This is a genomic window from Cellulosimicrobium sp. So1_17 (genome assembly GCF_055181235.1).
This window is the reverse complement of the sequence record NZ_CM143702.1, coordinates 800,945-822,506: the sequence shown is the minus strand read 5'-3', so window position 1 is coordinate 822,506 and position 21,562 is coordinate 800,945. Positions and strand designations below refer to the sequence as shown.

At 75.7% G+C, this 21,562-nt stretch carries 22 protein-coding genes and 1 riboswitch; of the genes, 19 read left to right on the top strand and 3 right to left on the bottom strand.

All coding sequences use genetic code 11. The features are described 5' to 3' along the window. The first annotated feature begins 128 nt into the window (after positions 1–128). From mihF to ACZCLJ_RS03610, 11 genes are all read left to right on the top strand, one after another. On the top strand, positions 129–440 hold the full coding sequence (mihF, locus tag ACZCLJ_RS03660) for an integration host factor, actinobacterial type (RefSeq protein ID WP_021482878.1): 312 nt from the start codon (positions 129–131) through the stop codon (positions 438–440). Between the two features lie 19 nt (positions 441–459). Further along, complete coding sequence (gmk, locus tag ACZCLJ_RS03655) at positions 460–1,098, top strand: guanylate kinase (RefSeq protein ID WP_251150942.1); 639 nt, start codon at positions 460–462, stop codon at positions 1,096–1,098. Between the two features lie 162 nt (positions 1,099–1,260). Then, a complete protein-coding gene (rpoZ, locus tag ACZCLJ_RS03650; protein WP_251150943.1) occupies positions 1,261–1,542 on the top strand; it encodes a DNA-directed RNA polymerase subunit omega in 282 nt (93 codons plus the stop codon). A gap of 60 nt (positions 1,543–1,602) precedes the next feature. Continuing rightward, positions 1,603–2,898 (top strand): bifunctional phosphopantothenoylcysteine decarboxylase/phosphopantothenate--cysteine ligase CoaBC, encoded by a 1,296-nt coding sequence (gene coaBC / locus ACZCLJ_RS03645; protein ID WP_463105505.1) that lies wholly within the window; start codon positions 1,603–1,605, stop codon positions 2,896–2,898. Positions 2,899–2,958: 60 nt separating this feature from the next. Beyond that, on the top strand, positions 2,959–4,158 hold the full coding sequence (metK, locus tag ACZCLJ_RS03640; protein WP_251150945.1) for a methionine adenosyltransferase: 1,200 nt from the start codon (positions 2,959–2,961) through the stop codon (positions 4,156–4,158). 115 nt (positions 4,159–4,273) lie between these two features. Next, the gene (locus ACZCLJ_RS03635; protein ID WP_463105504.1) at positions 4,274–6,619 is read left to right on the top strand and encodes a primosomal protein N'; all 2,346 of its coding nucleotides are present in this window, start codon (positions 4,274–4,276) and stop codon (positions 6,617–6,619) included. Continuing rightward, on the top strand, positions 6,616–7,272 hold the full coding sequence (locus ACZCLJ_RS03630; protein ID WP_463105503.1) for an HAD family hydrolase: 657 nt from the start codon (positions 6,616–6,618) through the stop codon (positions 7,270–7,272). Before ACZCLJ_RS03635 ends, ACZCLJ_RS03630 begins: the two co-directional genes overlap by 4 nt. Before the next feature lie 114 nt (positions 7,273–7,386). Further along, positions 7,387–8,343: a methionyl-tRNA formyltransferase gene (gene fmt / locus ACZCLJ_RS03625; protein ID WP_251150947.1), complete on the top strand. Its 957-nt coding sequence runs from the start codon at positions 7,387–7,389 to the stop codon at positions 8,341–8,343. Beyond that, positions 8,340–10,067 (top strand): RsmB/NOP family class I SAM-dependent RNA methyltransferase, encoded by a 1,728-nt coding sequence (locus ACZCLJ_RS03620; protein ID WP_463105502.1) that lies wholly within the window; start codon positions 8,340–8,342, stop codon positions 10,065–10,067. Before fmt ends, ACZCLJ_RS03620 begins: the two co-directional genes overlap by 4 nt. Positions 10,068–10,161: 94 nt before the next feature. Next, positions 10,162–10,389, top strand: coding sequence for a helix-turn-helix domain-containing protein (locus ACZCLJ_RS03615; protein ID WP_251150949.1), 228 nt, complete (start codon positions 10,162–10,164; stop codon positions 10,387–10,389). Further along, positions 10,386–11,675: a HipA domain-containing protein gene (locus ACZCLJ_RS03610; protein WP_463105501.1), complete on the top strand. Its 1,290-nt coding sequence runs from the start codon at positions 10,386–10,388 to the stop codon at positions 11,673–11,675. Before ACZCLJ_RS03615 ends, ACZCLJ_RS03610 begins: the two co-directional genes overlap by 4 nt. Here ACZCLJ_RS03610 and ACZCLJ_RS03605 read toward each other — a convergent pair. Then, a complete protein-coding gene (locus tag ACZCLJ_RS03605) occupies positions 11,672–12,247 on the bottom strand; it encodes an N-acetyltransferase family protein (RefSeq protein ID WP_463105500.1) in 576 nt (191 codons plus the stop codon). The genes ACZCLJ_RS03610 and ACZCLJ_RS03605 overlap by 4 nt on opposite strands. Before the next feature lie 52 nt (positions 12,248–12,299). Here ACZCLJ_RS03605 and rpe point away from each other — a divergent pair, with 52 nt between their 5' ends. Next, positions 12,300–12,965 carry a ribulose-phosphate 3-epimerase gene (rpe, locus tag ACZCLJ_RS03600; protein ID WP_463105499.1) on the top strand — a complete coding sequence of 222 codons (666 nt, stop codon included), beginning with the start codon at positions 12,300–12,302 and terminating at the stop codon, positions 12,963–12,965. A 111-nt stretch (positions 12,966–13,076) separates the two neighbouring features. On the opposite strand, the gene ACZCLJ_RS03595 is transcribed toward rpe, so the two are convergent. Further along, on the bottom strand, positions 13,077–13,199 hold the full coding sequence (locus tag ACZCLJ_RS03595) for a hypothetical protein (RefSeq protein WP_463105498.1): 123 nt from the start codon (positions 13,197–13,199) through the stop codon (positions 13,077–13,079). A gap of 77 nt (positions 13,200–13,276) precedes the next feature. Beyond that, positions 13,277–13,403: riboswitch (FMN riboswitch) on the top strand. Positions 13,404–13,584: 181 nt separating this feature from the next. On the opposite strand from ACZCLJ_RS03595, the gene ribD reads away from it, so the two are divergent. From ribD to ACZCLJ_RS03560, 7 genes are all read left to right on the top strand, one after another. Then, positions 13,585–14,682: a bifunctional diaminohydroxyphosphoribosylaminopyrimidine deaminase/5-amino-6-(5-phosphoribosylamino)uracil reductase RibD gene (ribD, locus tag ACZCLJ_RS03590; protein ID WP_463105497.1), complete on the top strand. Its 1,098-nt coding sequence runs from the start codon at positions 13,585–13,587 to the stop codon at positions 14,680–14,682. 17 nt (positions 14,683–14,699) lie between these two features. Continuing rightward, positions 14,700–15,311, top strand: a complete 612-nt coding sequence (locus ACZCLJ_RS03585) for a riboflavin synthase (RefSeq protein ID WP_463105496.1) — start codon at positions 14,700–14,702, stop codon at positions 15,309–15,311. A gap of 29 nt (positions 15,312–15,340) precedes the next feature. Beyond that, positions 15,341–16,753, top strand: a complete 1,413-nt coding sequence (gene ribB, locus ACZCLJ_RS03580) for a 3,4-dihydroxy-2-butanone-4-phosphate synthase (protein WP_463106347.1) — start codon at positions 15,341–15,343, stop codon at positions 16,751–16,753. Continuing rightward, positions 16,750–17,217: a 6,7-dimethyl-8-ribityllumazine synthase gene (gene ribH / locus ACZCLJ_RS03575; protein WP_251150955.1), complete on the top strand. Its 468-nt coding sequence runs from the start codon at positions 16,750–16,752 to the stop codon at positions 17,215–17,217. The genes ribB and ribH overlap by 4 nt, the downstream gene beginning before the upstream one ends. 92 nt (positions 17,218–17,309) lie before the next feature. Then, positions 17,310–17,573 carry a phosphoribosyl-ATP diphosphatase gene (locus tag ACZCLJ_RS03570; RefSeq protein WP_024839663.1) on the top strand — a complete coding sequence of 88 codons (264 nt, stop codon included), beginning with the start codon at positions 17,310–17,312 and terminating at the stop codon, positions 17,571–17,573. A gap of 106 nt (positions 17,574–17,679) precedes the next feature. Next, a complete protein-coding gene (gene hisG / locus ACZCLJ_RS03565; RefSeq protein ID WP_463105495.1) occupies positions 17,680–18,534 on the top strand; it encodes an ATP phosphoribosyltransferase in 855 nt (284 codons plus the stop codon). Between the two features lie 89 nt (positions 18,535–18,623). Next, positions 18,624–19,118, top strand: a complete 495-nt coding sequence (locus tag ACZCLJ_RS03560; protein ID WP_251150957.1) for a PH domain-containing protein — start codon at positions 18,624–18,626, stop codon at positions 19,116–19,118. Between the two features lie 140 nt (positions 19,119–19,258). Here ACZCLJ_RS03560 and ACZCLJ_RS03555 read toward each other — a convergent pair whose 3' ends face one another. Next, on the bottom strand, positions 19,259–21,175 hold the full coding sequence (locus ACZCLJ_RS03555) for a DEAD/DEAH box helicase (RefSeq protein ID WP_463105494.1): 1,917 nt from the start codon (positions 21,173–21,175) through the stop codon (positions 19,259–19,261). Positions 21,176–21,562: the final 387 nt, after the last annotated feature.

The window sequence follows — 21,562 nt, the reverse complement described above, 5'->3', positions numbered from 1 at the left end:
GCGTGCGGGGTCGCTACGTTCGAAGGGCCGACGTCCGCGCAGGTGGGCCGGGGAACGACCCGGCGTGCGGTACCCGCGCGGATCCGGCAGAGTGGGCCCATCCGCCTGACGACGAGTAGGTGACTTGAGTGGCACTACCACCCTTGACCCCAGAACAGCGCGCGGCCGCGCTCGAGAAGGCCGCGGAGGCCCGACGGGTCCGCGCCGAGGTGAAGAACCGCCTGAAGTACTCGCAGGGCTCGTTGAAGGAGGTCATCGAGCGCGGGCAGACGGACGACATGATCGGCAAGCTCAAGGTCGTCTCGTTGCTGGAGTCGCTGCCCGGCGTGGGTAAGGTGAAGGCTCGCGCGATCATGGAGGAGATCGGGATCGCCGAGACACGTCGTGTCCGCGGCCTCGGCCCCCACCAGTCCGCGGCCCTCATCGAGAGGTTTGGCTGACATTTCCGCACACCCGCCCGTGCCCCGTCCTGCCCGTCTGACCGTCCTGGCGGGACCGACCGCCGTCGGGAAGGGCACGGTGTCCGCGGACATCCGCGCCCGGTACCCGGAGGTCTGGTTGTCCGTGTCGGCGACGACGCGCGACCCCCGCCCGGGCGAGCAGGACGGCGTGCACTACCTGTTCGTCGGCACGGACGAGTTCGCCCGCATGGTCTCGGAGCACGAGCTGCTCGAGTGGGCCGTCGTCCACGGCCGCAACAGCTACGGCACCCCGCGGCGGGCGGTCGAGGACCGGCTCGCCGCGGGGGTGCCCGCGCTCCTCGAGATCGACCTGCAGGGGGCACGGCAGGTGCGGGCGTCGATGCCCGAGGCCCGGTTCGTGTTCCTCGCCCCACCGAGCTGGGACGAGCTGGTCCGCCGCCTCGTGGGGCGCGGCACCGAGGACGCGGAGGAGCGCGAGCGGCGGCTGACCACCGCGCGCGTGGAGCTCGCCGCGGAGTCGGAGTTCGACCACGTCATCGTCAACGACGACGTGCACCGCGCGACCGACGAGCTCGTCCGGGTGATGGGGCTCGAGCCGCGTCCAGTCGACGCGGGACCCGGCGCCGGGCCGGCACCAGGGAGCGGTGCGCAGCGGGCGGCGGCGCGCACGGAGTAGACTGGGAGGTCGGTGCGTGCGGCGAGCCGCCGCCGCCGACCTCCCGGGACGACCGTCGCGGGCGTCGTCGTCGGCCGCGTCATCCCCTCCCGCGCGCCGCACCACCGTACGAAACCGCTGCAGCGACCGGCTGCAGGACCCGAGAACCCCACGGAGCGAACTGTGTCCGGAACCGTCGCCGCCCCCGAGGGCATCACCGACCCGCCGATCGACGACCTGCTCGAGCACGTCGACTCGAAGTACGCGCTCGTCATCTACTCGGCGCAGCGCGCGCGTCAGATCAACGCGTACTACTCGCAGCTGAGCGAGGGCCTGCTGGAGAACGTCGGCCCGCTGCTCGAGACGCGCAACCAGGAGAAGCCGCTGTCGATCGCCATGCGCGAGATCAGCGCCGGCCTCCTGACGATCGAGAGCTCCGAGCCCGCCGAGGGCTCCGAGGACTGAGTCACCGACCGCCCCGCCCGGCTGCTGCCGGGCGGGGCGGTCTCGTGCGCGAGGAGCCCCATGAGGATCGTGCTCGGCGTCAGCGGCGGTGTCGCGGCGTACAAGTCCGTGCTGCTGCTGCGGCTCCTGCGCGAGCAGGGGCACCGGGTGCGGGTCGTGCCGACGGCGTCGGCCCTGCGGTTCGTGGGCGCGCCCACGTGGGAGGCCCTGTCGGGCGAGCCCGCCACGGACCAGGTGTTCGAGGACGTGGAGCACGTGCCGCACGTCGCGCTCGGCCAGGGCGCGGACCTCGTGGTCGTGGCCCCGGCGACCGCCGACCTGCTCTCGCGGGCGGCGACGGGGCGCGCGGACGACCTGCTCACGTCCACCCTGCTCACGGCGCGCTGCCCGGTGGTGATGGCTCCCGCCATGCACACCGAGATGTGGGAGCACCCCGCCACGGTGGCGAACGTCGCGACGCTGCGGGCCCGGGGCGTGCACGTGATCGAGCCGGCGTCGGGCCGGCTCACGGGCGCCGACACGGGACCGGGACGGCTGCCCGAGCACGAGGAGATCGCCCGCACGGCGCTCGAGATCGCGACGGGCGCCGCGGACCCGGTGCCGGCCACGGACCCGGGCCAGGGCGAGCCGCCGGTGCAGGGGCAGGACCTCGCCGGGCTGCACGTCGTGGTGTCCGCGGGCGGGACCCGCGAGCCGATCGACCCCGTGCGGTTCATCGGCAACCGGTCCAGCGGTCGCCAGGGTGCGGCGCTCGCGCGCGCGGCGCAGGCGCGCGGGGCGCGCGTGACGCTCGTCGCGGCGAACCTCGACGGCGAGGTGCTGGGGCCCGACGAGGGCACCGCCTCGGCACCGGTCCCCGGCGTGCACGTCGTCCCGGTCGAGACCACGGCGCAGCTGCGCGAGGCGGTGCGGACGGCGGCCGCGACGGCGGACGTCGTCGTCATGGCCGCCGCGGTGGCCGACTTCCGTCCGGTGAGCGCACCGGGGGCGAAGATCAAGAAGGTGCCCGGTCAGGGGCCGGCGCCGATCGTGCTCGTGGAGAACCCGGACGTGCTCGCCGAGCTCGCGCACGAGCGGCTGCGCCCGGGACAGGTGGTCGTGGGGTTCGCGGCCGAGACGGGGGACGGCGCGGGCTCGGTGCTCGACCACGGGCGGGAGAAGGCGCGGCGCAAGGGCGCCGACCTGCTCGTCGTGAACGCGGTGGGCGACGGTCGGGGCTTCGGCGTCGACGTGAACGACGTGACGATCGTCGACGGCTCGGGCGAGGTCGTCGCCACGGCGTCCGGCTCGAAGCGGGAGGTCGCGGACGCCGTGTGGGACGCCGTCGTGACCCGGGCGGCGGCGGCCGCCCGCTAGACGCGATGTCTCACCTGTCGGATGCTTGCGCCCACCCTGCGGGACGGTACGCTGTGCGCCATGGCTGATCTCCGTCTCTTCACGTCCGAGTCCGTCACCGAGGGTCATCCGGACAAGGTCTGCGACCAGATCTCGGACGCGATCCTCGACGCGATGCTCGCGCAGGACCCGACGTCGCGCGTCGCGGTCGAGTCCATGGTCACGACCGGTCTCGTGCACGTCGCGGGGGAGGTCACGACCGACGCGTACGTCGAGATCCCGCAGGTGGTGCGCGACGTCGTGCGGCGCATCGGGTACACGTCGTCCGCGATCGGGTTCGACGCGGACTCGTGCGGCGTGTCGGTGTCGATCGGCCAGCAGTCGCCGGACATCGCCCAGGGGGTGGACAAGAGCCTCGAGGATCGCGACGACGCGGCCGCGGGGCACGACCCGCTCGACGCCCAGGGCGCGGGCGACCAGGGCCTGATGTTCGGGTACGCGAGCGACGACACGCCGAGCCTCATGCCGCTGCCGGTCTGGCTCGCCCACCGGCTCGCGGAGCGCCTCGCCCAGGTCCGCCGGGACGGCACGGTCCCCGGCCTGCGGCCGGACGGCAAGACGCAGGTGACGATCGGCTACGACGGCGACCGGGCCGTGTCCCTGGACACCGTGGTGCTGTCCACGCAGCACGACCCCGACGTCGTGCAGGAGAAGCTGCACCGCCTGATCGCCGAGGACGTCGTCGCCCCGGTGCTCGAGGCCGCTGGCGTCGACCTGGACACGCGCGAGACGCGGCTCTTCGTCAACCCGACGGGGACGTTCGTCATCGGCGGGCCGCGCGGCGACGCCGGCCTGACGGGCCGCAAGATCATCGTCGACACCTACGGTGGCATGGCTCGTCACGGCGGCGGCGCGTTCTCCGGCAAGGACCCGTCGAAGGTGGACCGGTCGGCCGCGTACGCGACGCGCTGGGTGGCGAAGAACGTGGTCGCGGCGGGCCTGGCGCGCCGCTGCGAGGTGCAGGTCGCGTACGCGATCGGCAAGGCGCACCCGGTGGGCATGTACGTCGAGACCTTCGGCACCGAGACGGTGCCGGTCGAGCGCATCGTGGCCGCGATCCGCGAGGTCTTCGACCTGCGTCCGGCGGCGATCATCCGCGACCTGGACCTGCTGCGCCCCGTGTACGCCGCGACGGCGGCCTACGGCCACTTCGGCCGCGAGCTGCCGGACTTCACGTGGGAGCGCACGGACCGCGTCGCGGCCCTGCAGTCCGCCGTCTGAGCGCCGCACCGGCCCGCACGTCCTGCCCGCGCCCGGCTCCGGCCGTGCGGGTGGGCCGTGGTGGGATGAGGTCGTGAGCAGCGAGGACGGGACCGTTCGGGGTGCGGGAGGGCGCGTGCCCTTCCGGGACGCGGACGGCGAGGACGTCGGCGACCCCGCACGCACGGTCCAGGACGTGCTCCCCGGCATCGACGTCCCCGCTCCCGAGGCGCCGCGGCGTACGACGCCCGTGGGGGCGCTGGAGCTCGCCACCGAGCTCCCGGTCGCCCAGCTGGTGCTCGACCTCGCGCCCGCTCACCTGGACCGTCCGTACGACTACCTCGTGCCGGCGGCGATGTCCGACGCCGCGCAGCCGGGCGCGCGCGTCAAGGTGCGGTTCGCCGGGCGGGACGTCGACGGGTACGTCCTGGCCCGGCTCGACCGTTCGGAGCACCTCGGCCGGCTGCAGCCCGTGCGGCGGGTCGTGTCGCCCGAGACGGTGCTGGCGCCGCAGGTGCTGCGGCTCGCCCGCTCCGTCGCCGACCTGTACGCGGGCACCCTGCCGGACGTGCTGCGTCTCGCGGTCCCGCCCCGGCACGCGCGCGCCGAGCAGGGGCTGACCGCGGGGACGGTCCGGGTGCCGGCCGGCAGCGACGCGGCGGAGGAGTCCACCGCGCACGTCACGACGACCGGGACCACGACGGGGACGGAGCCCGGACCGTCGTCCGGCGTGCCGGCGACGGCGCCCACCGGTCCTGGCGCGGCCTCGGTGTGGGGCGCCTACCGGGCCGGTCCCGCGTTCCTCGCCCACCTCGCGCGCGGTGGCGCGCCGCGCGCCGTCTGGACCGCGCTGCCGGGGCTCGCCCCCGCGCCGGACCGCCCTGAGGGAGGCGGACCCGCGGCCGGGGACGGAGCGGCAGGTCGCGGTCGACGACGCGGGGGCGCGGGCACGGTCCTGCCCGTCACGCACTGGGCGGCGGCGGTCGCGGAGGCGGTGCGCGTGGTGCGTGGCGTCGGACGGGGCGCGCTCGTCGTCGTGCCGGACGCGCGTGACGTCGACCAGGTGTGCGCGGCGCTCGCGGCGGCGGGCCTGGGTGCGTGGGACTCCGCGAGCGGTGGCGAGGTGGTCCGGCTGACGGCCGACGAGGGACCCGCGCCGCGCTACCGGGGCTTCCTCGCGGTCCGGCGCGGGCTCGCGCGCGTCGTCGTCGGCACGCGCGCGGCGGCGTTCGCGCCCGTCGCGGACCTGGGGCTCGTCGTGTGCTGGAACGACGGCGAGGACACGCTGGCGGAGCCGCGCGCCCCGTACCCGCACGCGCGCGAGGTCCTCGCGCTGCGCAGCGAGCAGGAGGGCGCGGCGTACCTGCTGGGCGGTCACGGGCGCACCGTCGCGGGGCACGCCCTGCTCGCGCGCGGGTGGGCGCACGACCTCGCGGCGGCGCGCGACGTCGTGCGGTCCCGGGCGCCGCGCGTGCGCGCCCTGACGTCGGTCGAGCTCGCCGCCGAGGGCCCGGGTGCGGCGGCGCGCATCCCCACCGCGGCGTGGCGCGCGGCCCGGTCCGCGCTCGAGCACGGACCCGTCCTCGTGCAGGTGCCGCGGTCGGGGTACCTTCCCGTCGTCGCGTGCGCGCGGTGCCGCACGCCCGCGCGCTGCACGGCCTGCCACGGCCCGCTCGCCCTGCCGGGGCCGGGCGCGGCGCCGCAGTGCGCGTGGTGCGGCGCGCTCGCGGGCGGCTGGTCCTGCCCCGAGTGCCACTGGACGGGTCTGCGCTCGGTCCGGGTGGGGTCGCAGCGCACGGCGGAGGAGCTGGGCCGCGCGTTCCCGGGCGTGCCGGTGCGGATGTCCGGCGCGGGGGCGGCCGGCGGCGTGCTGGCCGCGGTGGGCGGCGAGCCGGCCCTCGTCGTCGCGACGCCCGGCGCGGAGCCGGTCGCCGACGGCGGGTACACGGCCGCCCTGCTGCTGGACGCCGCGGTGAGCACCGCGCACGTCGGGCTCGACGTCGCGCAGGACGCGCTCGCGCGCTGGCTCGCCGCGGCCTCGCTCGTGCGCCCGGCGGGCGACGGCGGTCAGGTGCTCCTCGTCGGCGACGCCGCGCCCGCGCCGACGAACGCGCTCGTCCGGTGGGACCCCGCGGGTCTCGCGGACCGCGAGCTCGACGAGCGTGCCGAGCTCGCGCTGCCGCCCGCGGTGCGCGTCGCCGCCGTCACGGGCGACCGTGCCGCGGTGGCGGCGGTCCTCGACAGGGTGGGGCTGGCGGGACCGGACACGGTGCTCGGACCGGTCGAGGTCGCCCCCTCGCGGCCCGACGACGCCCCCGACCTCGCCGGCGGTGCCGCTCGTCCGGTGCGCGCCGTCGTGCGCGTCCCGCACCGGGACGGGCGCGAGCTCGCCCGCCAGCTCGGCGCCTCGCTCGCCGTCCGCTCGGCACGACGCGAGAGCGGTTCCGTCCGTGTGCAGCTCGACCCGAAGGAGATCCTGTGACCGACCGCCACCGCGAGACGGGTGCCGCCCCACGAGCGGTCGACGCCGTGCTGTACGACTTCGGCAACGTCCTGGTCGGCTGGGACCCGTACCGCGCGTACGACGGGCACGACGCCGAGGCCGTCGAGACGTTCTTCGCCGACGTCGACTTCCCCGCGCTCAACCACGGGAGGGACGCGGGGGCGACGTGGGCCGAGGCCCGCGCGGCGGTGGCCCGCAGCCACCCGCACCACGTCGACCTGCTCGACCGGTACCTCACGCACTTCACCGCGACCCTCTCCGGACCCGTGGAGGGTTCGGCCGAGCTCGTGGACGAGCTGCGCGGGCTGGGGCTGCGTCTGTACGGGCTGACGAACTGGTCCGCCGAGCTCTTCCACCACGCCGCCGACGCCGCGCCCGCGACCACCTTGATGGACGACGTCCTCGTCTCCGGCCGGGAAGGTCTCGCGAAGCCGGACCCCGCGATCTTCGAGCGTGCGATCGGGCGTTTCGGCCTCGACCCGCGACGCACCCTCTTCACCGACGACAGTGCCGCGAACGTCGACGCCGCCGCCCGGCTCGGGTTCCGTACGCACCTGTTCCGGGGGACGCCCGGCCTGCGAGCCCTGCTGCGGGACCTCGGTGTCGACGTCGCCCGTCCCCGCCCGAGCTGACCGCCGCGCGCCCGTCCGCCCGGCCGCCGGTGCCGCCCGTCCCGGGCCCGCGGCACGGTCGCGCCGCGTCCCCGGGCGCCGTCGTCCCGCGGCCCGGGACCTAGACTCGGGCCCATGCGCCTGCTGTTCGCCGGGACCCCGGACACCGCGGTCCCCTCTCTCGACGCCCTGCTCGGCTCCCGCCACGAGGTGGTCGCCGTGCTCACGCGCGCCGACGCCCCCGCGGGACGCGGGCGTCGCCTCACGCCGAGCCCCGTGCGGGTGCGGGCGCAGGAGGCGGGTGTCCCCGTCCTGACGGGTCGACCCCGCGGCGAGGAGTTCCTCGCCACGCTGCGCGACCTGCAGGTCGACGCGGCGCCCGTCGTGGCGTACGGCGAGATCCTGCGCCCCGACGTCCTGGCCGTGCCGACGCACGGATGGGTGAACCTGCACTTCTCCGTGCTGCCCGCCTGGCGCGGTGCGGCGCCGGTGCAGCGCGCGATCATCGCCGGCGACGAGGTGACCGGCGCGACGACGTTCGTCCTCGAGGAGGGCCTCGACACGGGCCCCGTCCTCGGGACCACGACCGAGACGATCCGCCCCCGCGACACCTCCGGCGACCTCCTCGGCCGCCTCGCCGTCTCGGGCGCCGGGCTGCTCGTCGCGACGCTCGACGCGCTCGAGGACGGCACCCTGCGGCCTCAGCCCCAGCCCGCCGACGGCGTGTCCCACGCCGCGAAGCTCACGACCTCCGACGCGCGTGTGCGCTGGGACGTGCCGGCGCTCGCGGTCGACCGCCTCGTGCGCGGCTGCACGCCCGCCCCGGGTGCCTGGACCACCGTCCCGGACGCGTCGGGAGGTCCGACGCGCCTCGGCCTCGGCCCGGTGACGCCGCGCCCCGACGTCACGGACCTCGCACCCGGCGCGCTGAGGGCGGGCAAGCGAGAGGTCCTCGTCGGCACGGTCACGCACGCCGTCCAGCTCGGCGACGTCGCACCGGTGGGCAAGAAGCACATGCCCGCCGCCGACTGGGCGCGCGGCGCACGGCTTCGCGAGGGCCTCGTGCTCGGCGCGGCGGAGGTGGCGGCGTGACCGCGGGCAGCGGGACGCGCGGGTCCGACGACCGCCGACGGGACCAGGGGTCGAACGCACGTTCGAGCGGTCGCCCCGATCGAGGCGCGCGTGACGACACGGGGTCGAACTCACGTTCGAACCCGGCCCCACGAGGAGGGACCGGTGCGTCGAACACGCGTTCGACGGCCGCCTCCGGCAGCAGTCGCTCGAGCCGCGACGGCGGTGCCGAGGACGCCCGCCGCGACGCCCGCGGGCGCCAGCGCGGCGCCGCCCGCTCCCGCGGCGAGGCGAGCCGCTCCTCCGTCGCCCCGTCGCAGCGCCGCAAGGGCACCGACCCCGCGCGCACCGCCGCGTTCGACGTCCTGCGCGAGGTCGACGGCTCCGACGCCTACGCCAACCTCGTGCTGCCCCCGCTGCTGCGCCAGCGCGAGATCCGCGGGCGCGACGCCGGGTTCGCCACCGAGCTCGCCTACGGCACCCTGCGCCTGCGCGGACGCTACGACGCCATCCTCGCGCGGTGCCTCGACCGACCCCTCGGCCGCCTCGACCCGCCCGTCCTCGACATCCTGCGGCTCGGCGCCCACCAGCTCCTCGGCATGCGGGTCCCGCAGCACGCCGCGGTCTCGGAGACCGTCGGCCTCGCCCGCGCGTGCACCGGGGCGGGCAGCGCCCAGCTCGTCAACGCCGTCCTGCGCCGCGTCGCGCGCACCCCGCTCGACGACTGGCTCGCCCAGGTCGCCGCCGACGCCCCGGACGAGCTCACGGCGCTCGCGGCCACCGGCTCGCACCCCGTGTGGGTCGCCCGCGCCCTGCGCGACGCCCTCGCCGGCACGGGCCGCGACCCAGGAGAGCTCGCCGACCTCCTCGCCGCCGACAACGACGCGCCCCGCGTCACGCTCGTCGCCCGCCCCGGGCTCGCCGACCCCGACGAGCTCGCCGACGACCGCACCACCCCCGGCCGCTGGGCCCCCACGGCGCTCGTCCTCGACGGCGGCGACCCCGCCGCGTTCGGCGCCGTGCGCGACGGGCGCGCCGGCGTGCAGGACGAGGGCAGCCAGCTCGTCGCCCTGGCCCTCGCCGCCGCCCCGCTCGGCGACGGCGGCGCGGACGGCCCGTCGGTCGGCCCGGACGCCCGCTGGCTTGACCTGTGCGCCGGCCCCGGCGGCAAGGCCGCGCTCCTCGGCGCCCTCGCCGCCGAGCGCGGGGCCCGCCTCGTCGCGAACGAGGTCCAGCCGCACCGCGCCCGCCTCGTCGAGAAGGCGCTCGCGGCCGTGCCGCCCCATGCGGTGGAGGCCGTGCGGACCGGGGACGGGCGCGACGTCGGGCAGGACGAGCCCGCCGCCTACGACCGTGTGCTGCTCGACGCCCCGTGCACCGGCCTCGGCGCGCTGCGCCGCCGACCCGAGTCTCGTTGGCGGCGCACCCCCGGAGACCTCGCGGTCCTCACCGGCCTGCAGCGAGCGCTGCTCGCGTCCGCGCTCGACGCCGTGCGGCCCGGGGGAGTGGTCGCCTACGTCACGTGCTCCCCGCACCTCGCGGAGACCCAGGTGGTCGTCGCGGACGTGCTGCGCCGCCGCGACGACGTCGAGATCCTGGACACGCCCGCGGTGGTCCGTGGTGTCGTCCGGCCGGAGTCCCGTGACGCCGTGGACCTGGGTGCGCGCCAGGACGTCCAGCTGTGGCCGCACGTCCACGGCACCGACGCCATGCACCTCACGCTCCTGCGACGCACGGCCGGCTGATCGCGCCGGGTGTCGGGATATCACGCCGTGGATCCGGTGTCGTGTTAACCTGACCCAACGGTCGCGTCAGCGAATCACGACACCGGAGGGTCTCATGGCCGACACCTGGACCACGCCGCGCAACCCGCGCGACCTCGGCACCTACCTGAGCCACGTCCGCAGGGCCCGAGGCCTCACCCAGGCGCAGGTCGCCGACGACCTCGGCATCACCCGCCAGTACCTCTCCGAGCTCGAGAACGGCGTCGAGAACCTCTGGGTCCAGCGGCTCTTCGAGCTCCTCGACGTCCTCGAGGTCGACCTGCGCCTCCAGGAGCGCCCGTGACCTTCACACCCACCGTCACGGCCTGGCTCTACGACACCCCCGTCGCGACCCTCGCACCCGCCGACGCCCGCAGCGCCGACGGCACCCACCGCGTCACGCTCACCTGGACCCCCGAGGCGCTCGACCGCTGGGGACGCAACGCCCGCGTGCTGTCCCACCTCCTGCCCCTCACGGCGCCGGACGACCCACCACCCCACCCCGCCCGCGTCGCCGCCTGGCTCGACGGGCTCCTGCCCGAGGGACGCACCCGCGACGCCCTCGCCATCGACGCCGGCATCGACCCCGACGACACGCTCGCCTTCCTCGCCCGCTACGGCCACGACACCGCCGGCGCCGTCCTCCTCACCGCCGCCGGGCACACCCCCGCCCCACCCGCACCACCCGAACCCCTCGGCGACGCCGCCGTGGCACGCCTCCTGCGCGCCGCCGCCGCCCGCGCCGGCGGCACGGAACGGCACGAGCACCTCACCAGCTCCCTGCCCGGCATGGAGCCCAAGATCACGCTCCTGCGCGACCACCACGGCTGGGCCCGGCCCCACGGCACGAGCCCCACCACCCACATCCTCAAGCTCGCCCGCCCCTCCGACTCGCCCACCGCCGACCTCGTCAACACCGAGGCCGCCAGCCTCGACCTCGCCCGCCGCACCGGCCTCACCACCGTCGACGCCCACGTCACCGAGATCGAGGGCGAACGCTGCATCGTCGTCACCCGCTACGACCGCGTCCCGCACCCCACCGGCATCCGCCGCGTCCACCAGGAGGACACCGCCCAAGCGCTCGGGATCAACACCCGGGACCCCGAACGCAAGTTCCAGCACGGCCGCGCCCTGCCCTCCCTCGCCCGCATCGCCCGCGTCCTGCGCGACGACGGCACCCGGCCCGACCCCCTCCTCGCCCTCACGACCTTCAACCTCGCCATCGGCAACACCGACGCCCACGCCAAGAACATCTCGCTCCTGCGCCACGACGACGGCACCGTCCGCCTCGCCCCCGCCTACGACGTCTCCATGCACCTCCACCACCCCCACGCCTCCCGCACCTTCGCCATGGACGTCGCCGGCACCCGCGACATGGACGCCCTCACCGCCGAGCACCTCGTCGCCGAAGGCACCACCTGGGGGCTGCCCCGACGCCGCGCCCACCGCGTCGTCACCCGCACCCTCGACGACCTCGCCGGGGCGCTCGCGGACGTCGACCGTGACGCCCACCCCGGGGTCGGGCGGCGCGCGTGGCGCACGGTCGAGGAGCGCACGGCCACCCTGCGCCGCCAGGCGGCGAGCCTCTAGCCAGGAACCGTCCCGGCGGTCCCGGCGGTCCCGGCGTCGTCCGCCGGTGTCGTCAGGGTGCGCTGCAGGAGGATCGTGTCGACCCACCGGCCGTGCTTGAAGCCGACCGCGGTCAACCGTCCCGCCTCCACGAACCCGAACCGGCGGTGCAGCGGGAGGGAGCCCGCGGCGTCGGGCACGTCGGCGACGACGGACACCACCTGGCGCACGCCCGAGGCGCGGAGCGCGTCGAGCAGGGCGTCGAGGAGCGCCGTGCCGATGCCCTGACCGGTGTACCGGGGGTCGAGGTAGATCGTGTCCTCGACGGTGTGCCGGTACGCGGCCTTCGGCCGCCAGGGGGCGGCGTAGGCGTACCCGGCGACGACGCCGTCGACGTCGGCCACGAGGAACGGGAGGCCCCCGTCGGCGAGCTCGCGTCGCTTGGCCTCCCAGCGCCCGACGTCCCACGGCTCCTCCTCGAAGGTCACCTGCGTGTCGCGGACGAACGGGGCGAAGATCTCCACGACGCGCGGGAGGTCGGCGGCGACGAGCGGACGGACGGTGGCACGCGGCGGGGGAGGGGAGGAGTCCACGGGGCGATCGTAGGGTGCGGCGCGCAGAGGGTGGCGCCCTAGGCTGGTGCCCATGGCAGCCCTCATCGCCCCGAGCATCCTGTCCGCCGACTTCGCCAACCTCGAGCGGGACCTCCGCGCGATCGAGTCCGCGGACTACGCGCACGTCGACGTCATGGACAACCACTTCGTGCCGAACCTCACGCTGGGGCTCCCGGTCTTCGAGCGGCTCGCCCAGGTCTCCCCGGTGCCGATCGACGCGCACCTCATGATCGACGACCCGGACCGCTGGGCGCCGGCGTACGCGGAGGCCGGCGCGGCGTCGGTGACCTTCCACGCGGAGGCGGCGACGGCGCCCGTGCGGCTCGCGCGCGAGCTGCGCCGGCTCGGGGCGCGGGCGGGCGTCGCGCTGCGCCCCGCGACGCCCGTCGAGCCGTTCCTCGACCTGCTGTCCGAGGTCGACATGATCCTCGTCATGACGGTCGAGCCGGGCTTCGGCGGCCAGTCGTTCATCGACGGCACGCTGCCCAAGATCCGCCGCGCGCGGGAGGCGGTGAGCGAGGCGGGCCTCGACGTCTGGATCCAGGTGGACGGGGGAGTGTCGCGGTCCACGATCGAGCGCGCGGCCGACGCCGGCGCGAACGTCTTCGTGGCGGGGTCGGCGGTCTACGGGGCCGAGAGCATCCCGGGGGAGATCCAGGCGCTGCGGGAGCTGGCCGAGGCGGCGCACGTCCACTGACGTCGCGCTGACGCGTCCCGGCGAGCGGGACCGTCGCAACGGCTGCCGCTACGCGATCGCCGTCGACGTCCGTCCTTCAAAAAAAGTGTGCCAAGCGCACTTCGCCACAGATCACCACCCAGCAGCACCCACCACCAGCACGGAAGGACCGGCCTCGGCCGGCGCCCGAGGAACGCCGCCCGGGTCGAGCTCGTGCTCCCGCGCGTCGGCGTTCACGCTCGTGTTCACGTTCATGTTCACGTCCGTCCGGCCACCGGACCATGGGGGAGGGCCCGTGCCGGTGTGGCATCCTGGACGGCAGCAGTACGCACGAACGTGCTCCGGGGTCGGTGCAATTCCGAGCCGGCGGTGACAGTCCGCGACCCGCGCCCTACGCGCGGTTGACCTGGTGGAACTCCAGGACCGACGGTGACAGTCCGGATGGGAGGAAGCACGTGCGGCGCGGTCGACCCCTCGGGGGAGCCGGCCACGTGTGACCCGGACGGTCGTCCGGTTCCGCGTGAGCCGTCGACCTCGGCGAGCCGACCCGCCGTGGTGAGCGTCGGCGTCGGGTCCCACGGGCCTTGGCGACGCGCCCGCCCTCGCCCCGGAGTACCCGTGCCCGGCAGGACGAGGACCGATGGGCGCGCAGCACCTGACGATCGACGGCGCGATGTCGCGCGCGCTCGAGCTCGCCGCGCGCGGCCCGGCGTACGGCCCCAACCCGCGGGTGGGCTGCGTCCTGCTCGCCCCGCCCACGGGTGCGGGCCCCGTGCCCGACGGAGCGGCCGCCGACGCCGTCGACACCCGGGTGCGCGTCGTGCTCGCCGAGGGGTACCACCGGGGGGCGGGCACGCCGCACGCGGAGGCCGCGGCGCTTGCCGACGCCCGTGAGCGCGGGGTCGACGTGCGCGGCGCGACGGCGGTCGTGACCCTCGAGCCGTGCGCGCACGTCGGACGTACCCCACCCTGCGCGGACGCGCTCCTCGCGGCCGGTGCGGCCGAGGTCGTCCACGCCGTCGACGACCCGAACCCCGCCGCGGCGGGTGGTGCCGCACGCCTGCGTGCCGCCGGCGTCCGCGTCGTGAGGGGCGTGCGCGCAGCCGAGGGGTCCGCCCTGCTGCACGTGTGGCTCACCGCGGTACGCCGCGGGTCGCCGTACGTCACGCTCAAGACCGCCACGACGCTCGACGGGTTCGTCGCCGCGCAGGACGGGACGAGCCGCTGGATCACCGGCCCGGAGTCGCGTGCGCACGCCCACCGCGTCCGGGCGACCGTCGACGCCATGGCCGTCGGCTCGGGCACCGTCCGCGCCGACGACCCGGCGCTCACCGCGCGCCTGCCGGGTCCCGACGGCGTCGAGCGGCTCGCCGACCACCAGCCGCTGCGTGTCGTCGTCGGGCGCTCGGGGATCCCACCGCGCGCGCGGCTGCGCGGCGAGGGCGGCGCTCTCGTGCACGTGCGCACGCACGACGTGGCCGAGGTGCTCGCGGAGCTCGCCGCGCGCGACGTGCGGCACGTGCTCGTCGAGGGTGGTCCGACGCTCGCGACGGCGTTCCTCGCGGCGGGCGCGGTCGACGAGCTGCACGCCTACGTCGCCCCGGTGCTGCTGGGGTCCGGTCTGCGCGTCGTGGGCGACCTGGGCGTGACGACGATCGGGGCCGCGCGGCGGTTCCGCACGATCGAGGTACGGCGTGTCGGTGACGACGCGCTGACGGTGTCGAGACGGATCGGCTGAGAGGCAGGAGAGACCGCATGTTCACGGGGATCGTCGAGGAGATCGGCTCGGTGCGCGAGATCGCGTTCCCGGGCGGCGGAGGCACGGACGCGGTGCTGACGATCGAGGGGCCGCTGGTGACGTCGGACGCGTCGCCGGGTGACTCGATCGCGGTCGACGGCGTGTGCCTCACCGTCTCCGCGCTCGGCGACGACGGGACGTTCCGTGCCGACGTCATGCCGGAGTCGCTGCGCCGCACGACGCTCGGCGACCTCCGTCCGGGGTCGCGGGTCGACCTCGAGCGGGCGGTGCGCGTGGACGCCCGGTTGGGCGGCCACGTGGTGCAGGGGCACGTCGACGGCGTCGCGACGCTCGCGAGCCGCGACCCGGGAGACCGCTGGGACGACCTGGTCTTCTCCGCGCCGGCCGCGCTCCTGCGCTACGTCGCGGAGAAGGGGTCGATCGCGGTGAGCGGGGTCTCGCTCACGGTCACGCACGTCGACGACACGACGTTCGGCGTCTCCCTCATCCCGACGACGCTCGAGGCGACGGTCCTCGGCGCGCTGACCCCCGGGGACCGCGTGAACCTCGAGGTCGACGTCCTCGCGAAGTACGTCGAGCGGCTGCTCGCCACCGGAGCGTCGTCGTGAGCGGGGGCGACGCCGTGGCGGACGACGCGGTGACGGGCACGGCCGCGAGCGCCGCGGCTGCGGGGTCGGGCGGGGTGCGGCTGGGCACGGTCGAGGAGGCGCTGGCGGCGCTCCGTGCGGGGCGGCCGGTGCTGGTGGCGGACTCCCCGGACCGGGAGAACGAGGCGGACGTGGTGTTCGCGGCGCGGGACGTGTCGGCGGAGTGGGTGGCGTGGACGATCCGTCACTCGTCGGGCTACCTGTGCGCGCCGATGCCGGCGGCGCGGGCGGACGCGCTGGAGCTGCCGTTGATGGTGCCGCGGAGCGAGGACCCGCGGCGGACGGCGTACACGGTGACGGTGGACGCGGCGTCGGGTGTGACGACGGGGATCTCGGCGCAGGACCGGGCGCGGACGTTGCGGGTGCTGGCGGACCCGGGGTCGGGTGCGGGCGACCTGATCCGGCCGGGGCACGTGCTGCCGTTGCGGGCCGTCCCGGGCGGGGTGCTGCACCGTGCGGGGCACACGGAGGCGGCGGTGGACCTGGTGCGCCTGGCGGGCGCGGGCGAGGTGGGGGGCATCGCGGAGCTGGTGCGCGACGACGGGTCGATGATGCGTCTGGAGGACGCGGCGGCGCTGGCGGAGCGGGACGGTCTGGTGCTGCTGACGATCGCGGACCTGGTGGCGTGGCGGCGGGTGCACGACCCTGCGGCGACGGAGCCGTCGGGTGCTGCGGGGGTGGACCGGGGGCTGTCGGTGCGGCGGGTGCACCGGACGGCGGAGGCGGCGCTGCCGACGGAGCACGGCGTGTTCCGCGTGCGGGGGTACCGGGACCTGCGGACGGGGGCGGAGCACGTGGCGCTGGTCCCGGCGGAGCAGGTGCCGGGGGGGCCGGTCTCGACCCGCCCGTCCGCGAGCGCCGGCGGTGAGGTGGCGCCGGTGGTGCGGGTGCACTCGGAGTGCTTGACGGGGGATGCGTTCGGGTCGTTGCGGTGCGACTGCGGTCCGCAGCTGCGGGTGGCGATGGGGCGGGTCGCGGCGGAGGGTGGTGCGGTGGTGTACCTGCGGGGGCACGAGGGTCGGGGGATCGGCCTGCTGGCGAAGCTGGGGGCGTACGAGCTGCAGGACGCGGGTCTGGACACGGTGCAGGCGAACCTGGAGCTGGGGTGGCCGGCGGACCGTCGGGAGTACGGGGCGGCGGCGGCGATCCTGGCGGACCTGGGGCTGTCGCGGGTGACGTTGCTGACGAACAACCCGGCGAAGGTGACGGGTCTGGTGGCGCACGGGATCGACGTCGCGGGGACGGAGCGGATCGAGGTGGGTCACGGGGAGCACAACCGGGCGTACCTGGTGACGAAGAAGGTGGCGATGGGTCACCTGCTGGAGACGATCGAGGCCCCGGGTGGGGTCGGGGCAGCTGTGTCGGTGTCGGACGGGTCGGGCGAGACGGAGGAGGGGCGATGAGTGGTGCGGGTGCGCCGTCGATCGAGGTGGACGGGTCGGGGCTGCGGGTGACGGTGGTCGCGGCGAGCTGGCACACGGAGGTGATGGACGGTCTGGTGGCGGGTGCGCGGCGCGCGCTGGCGGCGGCGCACGTGTCGCACGTGTCGGTGGTGCGGGTGCCGGGGTCGTTCGAGCTGCCGGTGGCGGCGGCGCGGGCGGTGGAGCACGGTGCGGACGCGGTGGTGGCGCTGGGTGTGGTGATCCGTGGGGGGACACCGCACTTCGAGTACGTGTGCCAGGCGGCGACCCTGGGGTTGACGGACGTGAGCGTGCGGTCGGGGGTGCCGGTGGGGTTCGGGGTGCTGACGTGCGACGACGAGCAGCAGGCGCTGGACCGTGCGGGTCTGCCGGGTTCGCGCGAGGACAAGGGTGCGGAGGCGGCGGAGGCGGCGGTGGCGACGGTCGTGGCGCTGCGGTCCCTGTGACGGTGGGTGCTGCGTCGTCGGTCGGTGTGACGTCGTGCCCGGTGGGCGGACCCGCGACGGGTCTGCCGGGGGCGCCGGATACCCTGGGTCGTGTGAAGACGTTCGAGTCCCTGTTCGCCGAGCTCTCGGAGAAGGCCACGACGCGACCCGCCGGTTCCGGCACGGTCGCGGAGCTGGACGCCGGGGTGCATGCGATCGGGAAGAAGGTCGTCGAGGAGGCGGCCGAGGTGTGGATGGCCGCCGAGTACGAGGGCGACGTGAAGACGGCCGAGGAGATCTCCCAGCTGCTGTACCACCTGCAGGTGCTCATGCTCGCGAAGGGCCTGAGCCTGCAGGACGTGTACGAGCATCTGTGAGCGGCCCGCGCGGGTGGCGTGACCTGCCGCCGTCCGCGAGCGCCGCTCGTCCGATCTCCCGCCCGTGCTCCTGTGCCCACCGTCTCCCCTGAACGAAGGTTCCACCATGCTGCGTATCGCCGTCCCCAACAAGGGGTCCTTGTCCGAGCCCGCCGTCGAGATGCTGCGCGAGGCGGGGTACCGCCAGCGGCGTGACTCGCGCGAGCTGGTGCTCGCGGACCCGGACAACGACGTCGAGTTCTTCTTCCTGCGTCCGCGCGACATCGCGGTGTACGTGGGGTCGGGGACGGTGGACGTCGGGATCACGGGTCGTGACCTGCTCCTGGACTCGGGGGCGGACGCCGTGGAGCACATGCAGCTCGGGTTCGGCGGGTCGACGTTCCGGTACGCGGCCCCGACGGGGGCGGTGACGTCGCTGGCGCAGGTGCAGGGGCTGCGGGTGGCGACGTCGTACGAGGTGCTGGTGGAGGGTCACCTGCGGTCGCACGGCGTGGACGCGACGGTGGTGCACCTGGACGGCGCGGTGGAGTCGGCGGTGCAGCTCGGCGTGGCGGACGTCGTGGCGGACGTGGTGTCGACGGGCACGACGCTGCGGGGCGCGGGGCTGGAGGTCTTCGGTGACCCGATCCTCGAGTCGGAGGCCGTGCTGATCCGTCCGCGCGCGGTCGCGGAGGCGGACGTGCCGGCGGGTGTGGAGGTGCTGAGCCGTCGTCTGCAGGGTGTGCTCACGGCGCGCCAGTACGTGCTCATGGACTACGACGTGCCGGTGTCGCTCGTGGAGCAGGCGGTGGCGATCACGCCGGGCCTGGAGTCCCCGACGGTCTCGCCGCTGCACGACCGGGACTGGGCGGCGGTGCGGGCGATGGTGCGCCGCGACCGGACGAACCAGGTGATGGACGCCCTGTACGACGTGGGTGCGCGCGCCATCCTGGTGACGTCGATCCACGCCTGCCGCATCTGACGGCCCCGTCGGTCGGCCCGCTTGCCGGGCGCACGGTGCGCCGCCCCGGAGCCGCGGTGGGTCGTGCCGTGGTGTGAGACGGTGGCGGCATGAGTGGTGCGCCGTTCCCGGAGGCGGGGCTGCCCGGAGACCGCCGCGACGATCCGTACCGGGTGTTCCGGCCTCGCTTCGGCCTGGTGTCGGCGTGGGCGACGGGCGTAGTGGTGGTGGGGGCCTGCGTCGTGGTGGGTGTCCTCGCGACGGGCCCGCTCGGGACGTCGTGGGTGAACCGGCTCTCTCTCGCCGCGTTCGCGCTGTTCGCGGCGTGGCTCCTGTGGCGCCTCGGCGGGGTGCACGCCGTGCCGAGCCGTGCGGGTCTGCGCGTGCGCAACGTCATCTACACGCGCGAGCTCGAGTGGGCCCAGGTGGTGTCGGTGCGGTTCGGCAGCGGCGACCCCTGGGTGCGTCTCGACCTGGCGGACGGGTCCACGCTCGCGGTGATGGGGATCCAGCGGGCCGACGGCGCACGCGGCGACCTCGAGTCGCGTCGCCTCGCCGCGCTGGTCCAGGCGCACGGCGAGGCGCGCGAAGGGCACGACCGCTAGCACGGGTCGGCATCCGTGCCGCGTCGCGATCGCCCCCGGGGACGCTGCGGGGACGGTCGTCCCGCTGAGGCTGCTGCACGGGAGAGGCCCCCACCCGGTCCGGGTGGGGGCCTCTCCTCGGCTCGTCAGGCCTGAGGTCGTCAGTACGACGTGCGCTGGCGCGGCTTGCGGTCGTCGTGACGGTCCGCGCGGTCGCGACGCTCGTCGCTCCGACCCGAGGGGCCGTGGGCGCCGCGGGGACGGTCGCCCGTGGGGCGCGGTGCGCGGCCCCGTGCCGGCGGCGCGCCCTCGTCGACGCGGATGCGCAGGAACTTGCCCGCCACCCGGGCCCGCGAGATGCGGTCGAGCGTCGCGTCGTCGAGCGGCGCGGCGATGTCGACGAGGGAGAACGACGGGAAGATGTCGATCTTGCCGACGTCCGACCCGTTGAGACCCGCCTCGTTGGTCAGCGCACCGACGATGCCGCCCGGCTGCGCGCCGTGCGTGTGACCCACCGACAGGCGGTACCGGGTCCCGACGGCGTCGCGACGGATGCCGCGCGTCCCGTCACCGTCGCGCCGGCCCGACGCGCGGTCGCCGCGAGACGCACCACGGTCGCCGGAGCGCTCGGTGCGGGCCGAGCGTGCCTGGTCGCGGGCCTGCGCCCGCTCCGCCTCGAACCGCTCCTGCTCCTCGAGGGCACGCGGGCCGTCGTCCCCGACGGCGAGCGCCACCAGCGCGGCGGCGAGGTCGACCGGGTCGACGTCCTGCTCGGTGACGAACGTGCGCACCATGTCGGCGTACATCGCGAGGCGCCCGGCCTCACGACGCTCCGGGACCTGCTGGAGGAGGCGGCGCGCCTTGTGCGCGGACACGTCCGCGGGGGAGGGGATCTCGACCTCCTGGAGCGGCGTGCGCGTGGTGCGCTCGATCGCGCGCAGACGCCCGCGCTCGTGCGGCGTGACGAAGCTCAGCGCCTCGCCCGTGCGGCCCGCACGACCGGTGCGGCCGATGCGGTGCACGTACGCCTCGGGCTCGCCCGGAAGGTCGAAGTTCACGACGAGGCCGATGCGGTCCACGTCGAGGCCACGGGCCGCGACGTCGGTCGCGACCAGCACGTCGAGGGCGCCGGAGCGCAGTCGCTCGACGATCTTCTCGCGGTCCTTCTGCGCGACGTCGCCCGAGATCGTGGCGGCGGAGATGCCGCGCTCGACGAGCGCGGAGCCGACCTCCTCGGCCGCGCCGCGCGTACGGGTGAAGACGATCGCGGCGTCGGCGTCCGACGTCGCGAGGACGCGGGCGAGCGACCCGGTCTTGTGGCGGAACGGCACGACCGCGTACGTCTGGCGGACGCTCGTCACGGTGGAGGACTGGCGCGAGACCGCGATCTCGACCGGGTCGTTGAGGTGCTCGGCCGCCACCCGACGGATCGGGGCCGGCATGGTCGCGGAGAAGAGGGCGACCTGACGCTCGCGCGGCGCGCGGGAGAAGATCGTGTCGACGTCCTCCGCGAAGCCCATGCGGAGCATCTCGTCGGCCTCGTCGAGCACGAGGAAGCGCACGTCGTCGAGCACGAGGGTGCCGCGCTCGATGTGGTCGATCACACGACCCGGGGTACCGACGACGACCTGCGCGCCGGCCGCGAGCGCCCGCTGCTGCGGCTGGTACGGCGAGCCGCCGTACACCGCGAGGACGTCGACCCTGGGCAGCTGCGCGGCGAACGTCTCGATCGCGTCGGCGACCTGCATGGCGAGCTCGCGCGTCGGGGTCAGCACGACCGCCTGCACGCGCCGCAGCGTGGGGTCGATCGCGGCGAGCAGCGGCAGGCCGAACGCGGCGGTCTTGCCGGTGCCGGTCTGCGCGACACCGGTGATGTCACGGCCCGCGAGGAGCGCGGGGATGGCCTGCGCCTGGATGGCCGACGGCGTGACGAAGCCGAGGTCGGCCACGGCGCGCCCGAGCGCGGCGGGGAGCCCGAGGGACGCGAACGTCGCGTCGTCCACCGCGGGAGCGGCGGGGGTGGAGTCGGTGGAGGAGTGGTCGAGGGCGCGCGAGGGCGCGACGACGTCAGCAGTCATGGGGCGGTGAGGACCGTTTCGTGTCGGGGTGGGGAGTGGCGTGCGGTCGCCAGGTCGGCTCTCGCAGGTCGCACTCCCGAACACACCTGGCCGGGCGCCGACCGCGGCCGATGACGGCCGTGCGGGCGGGGGATCCGGCCACTCTCACAGAACACGCGGGACGAGCGACGAACTCCACAGGTGACCACCATCCTACCGGAGCGGGCGGACCGGGGCCGTGACCGGGTCGGTGACGTCGCTCACCCGGTGAGCGACGCGCGTCCGCAGACCGTTCCCCGGGACGCGACGGGGTGATTTCGGACGACGCGTCCCGCCCGCCCGGAAATGCGCACCCCGGGCGGGGTGCGCCGTACGTAGGATGGTCGCGCGGCGCGAGCCGCGATCCTC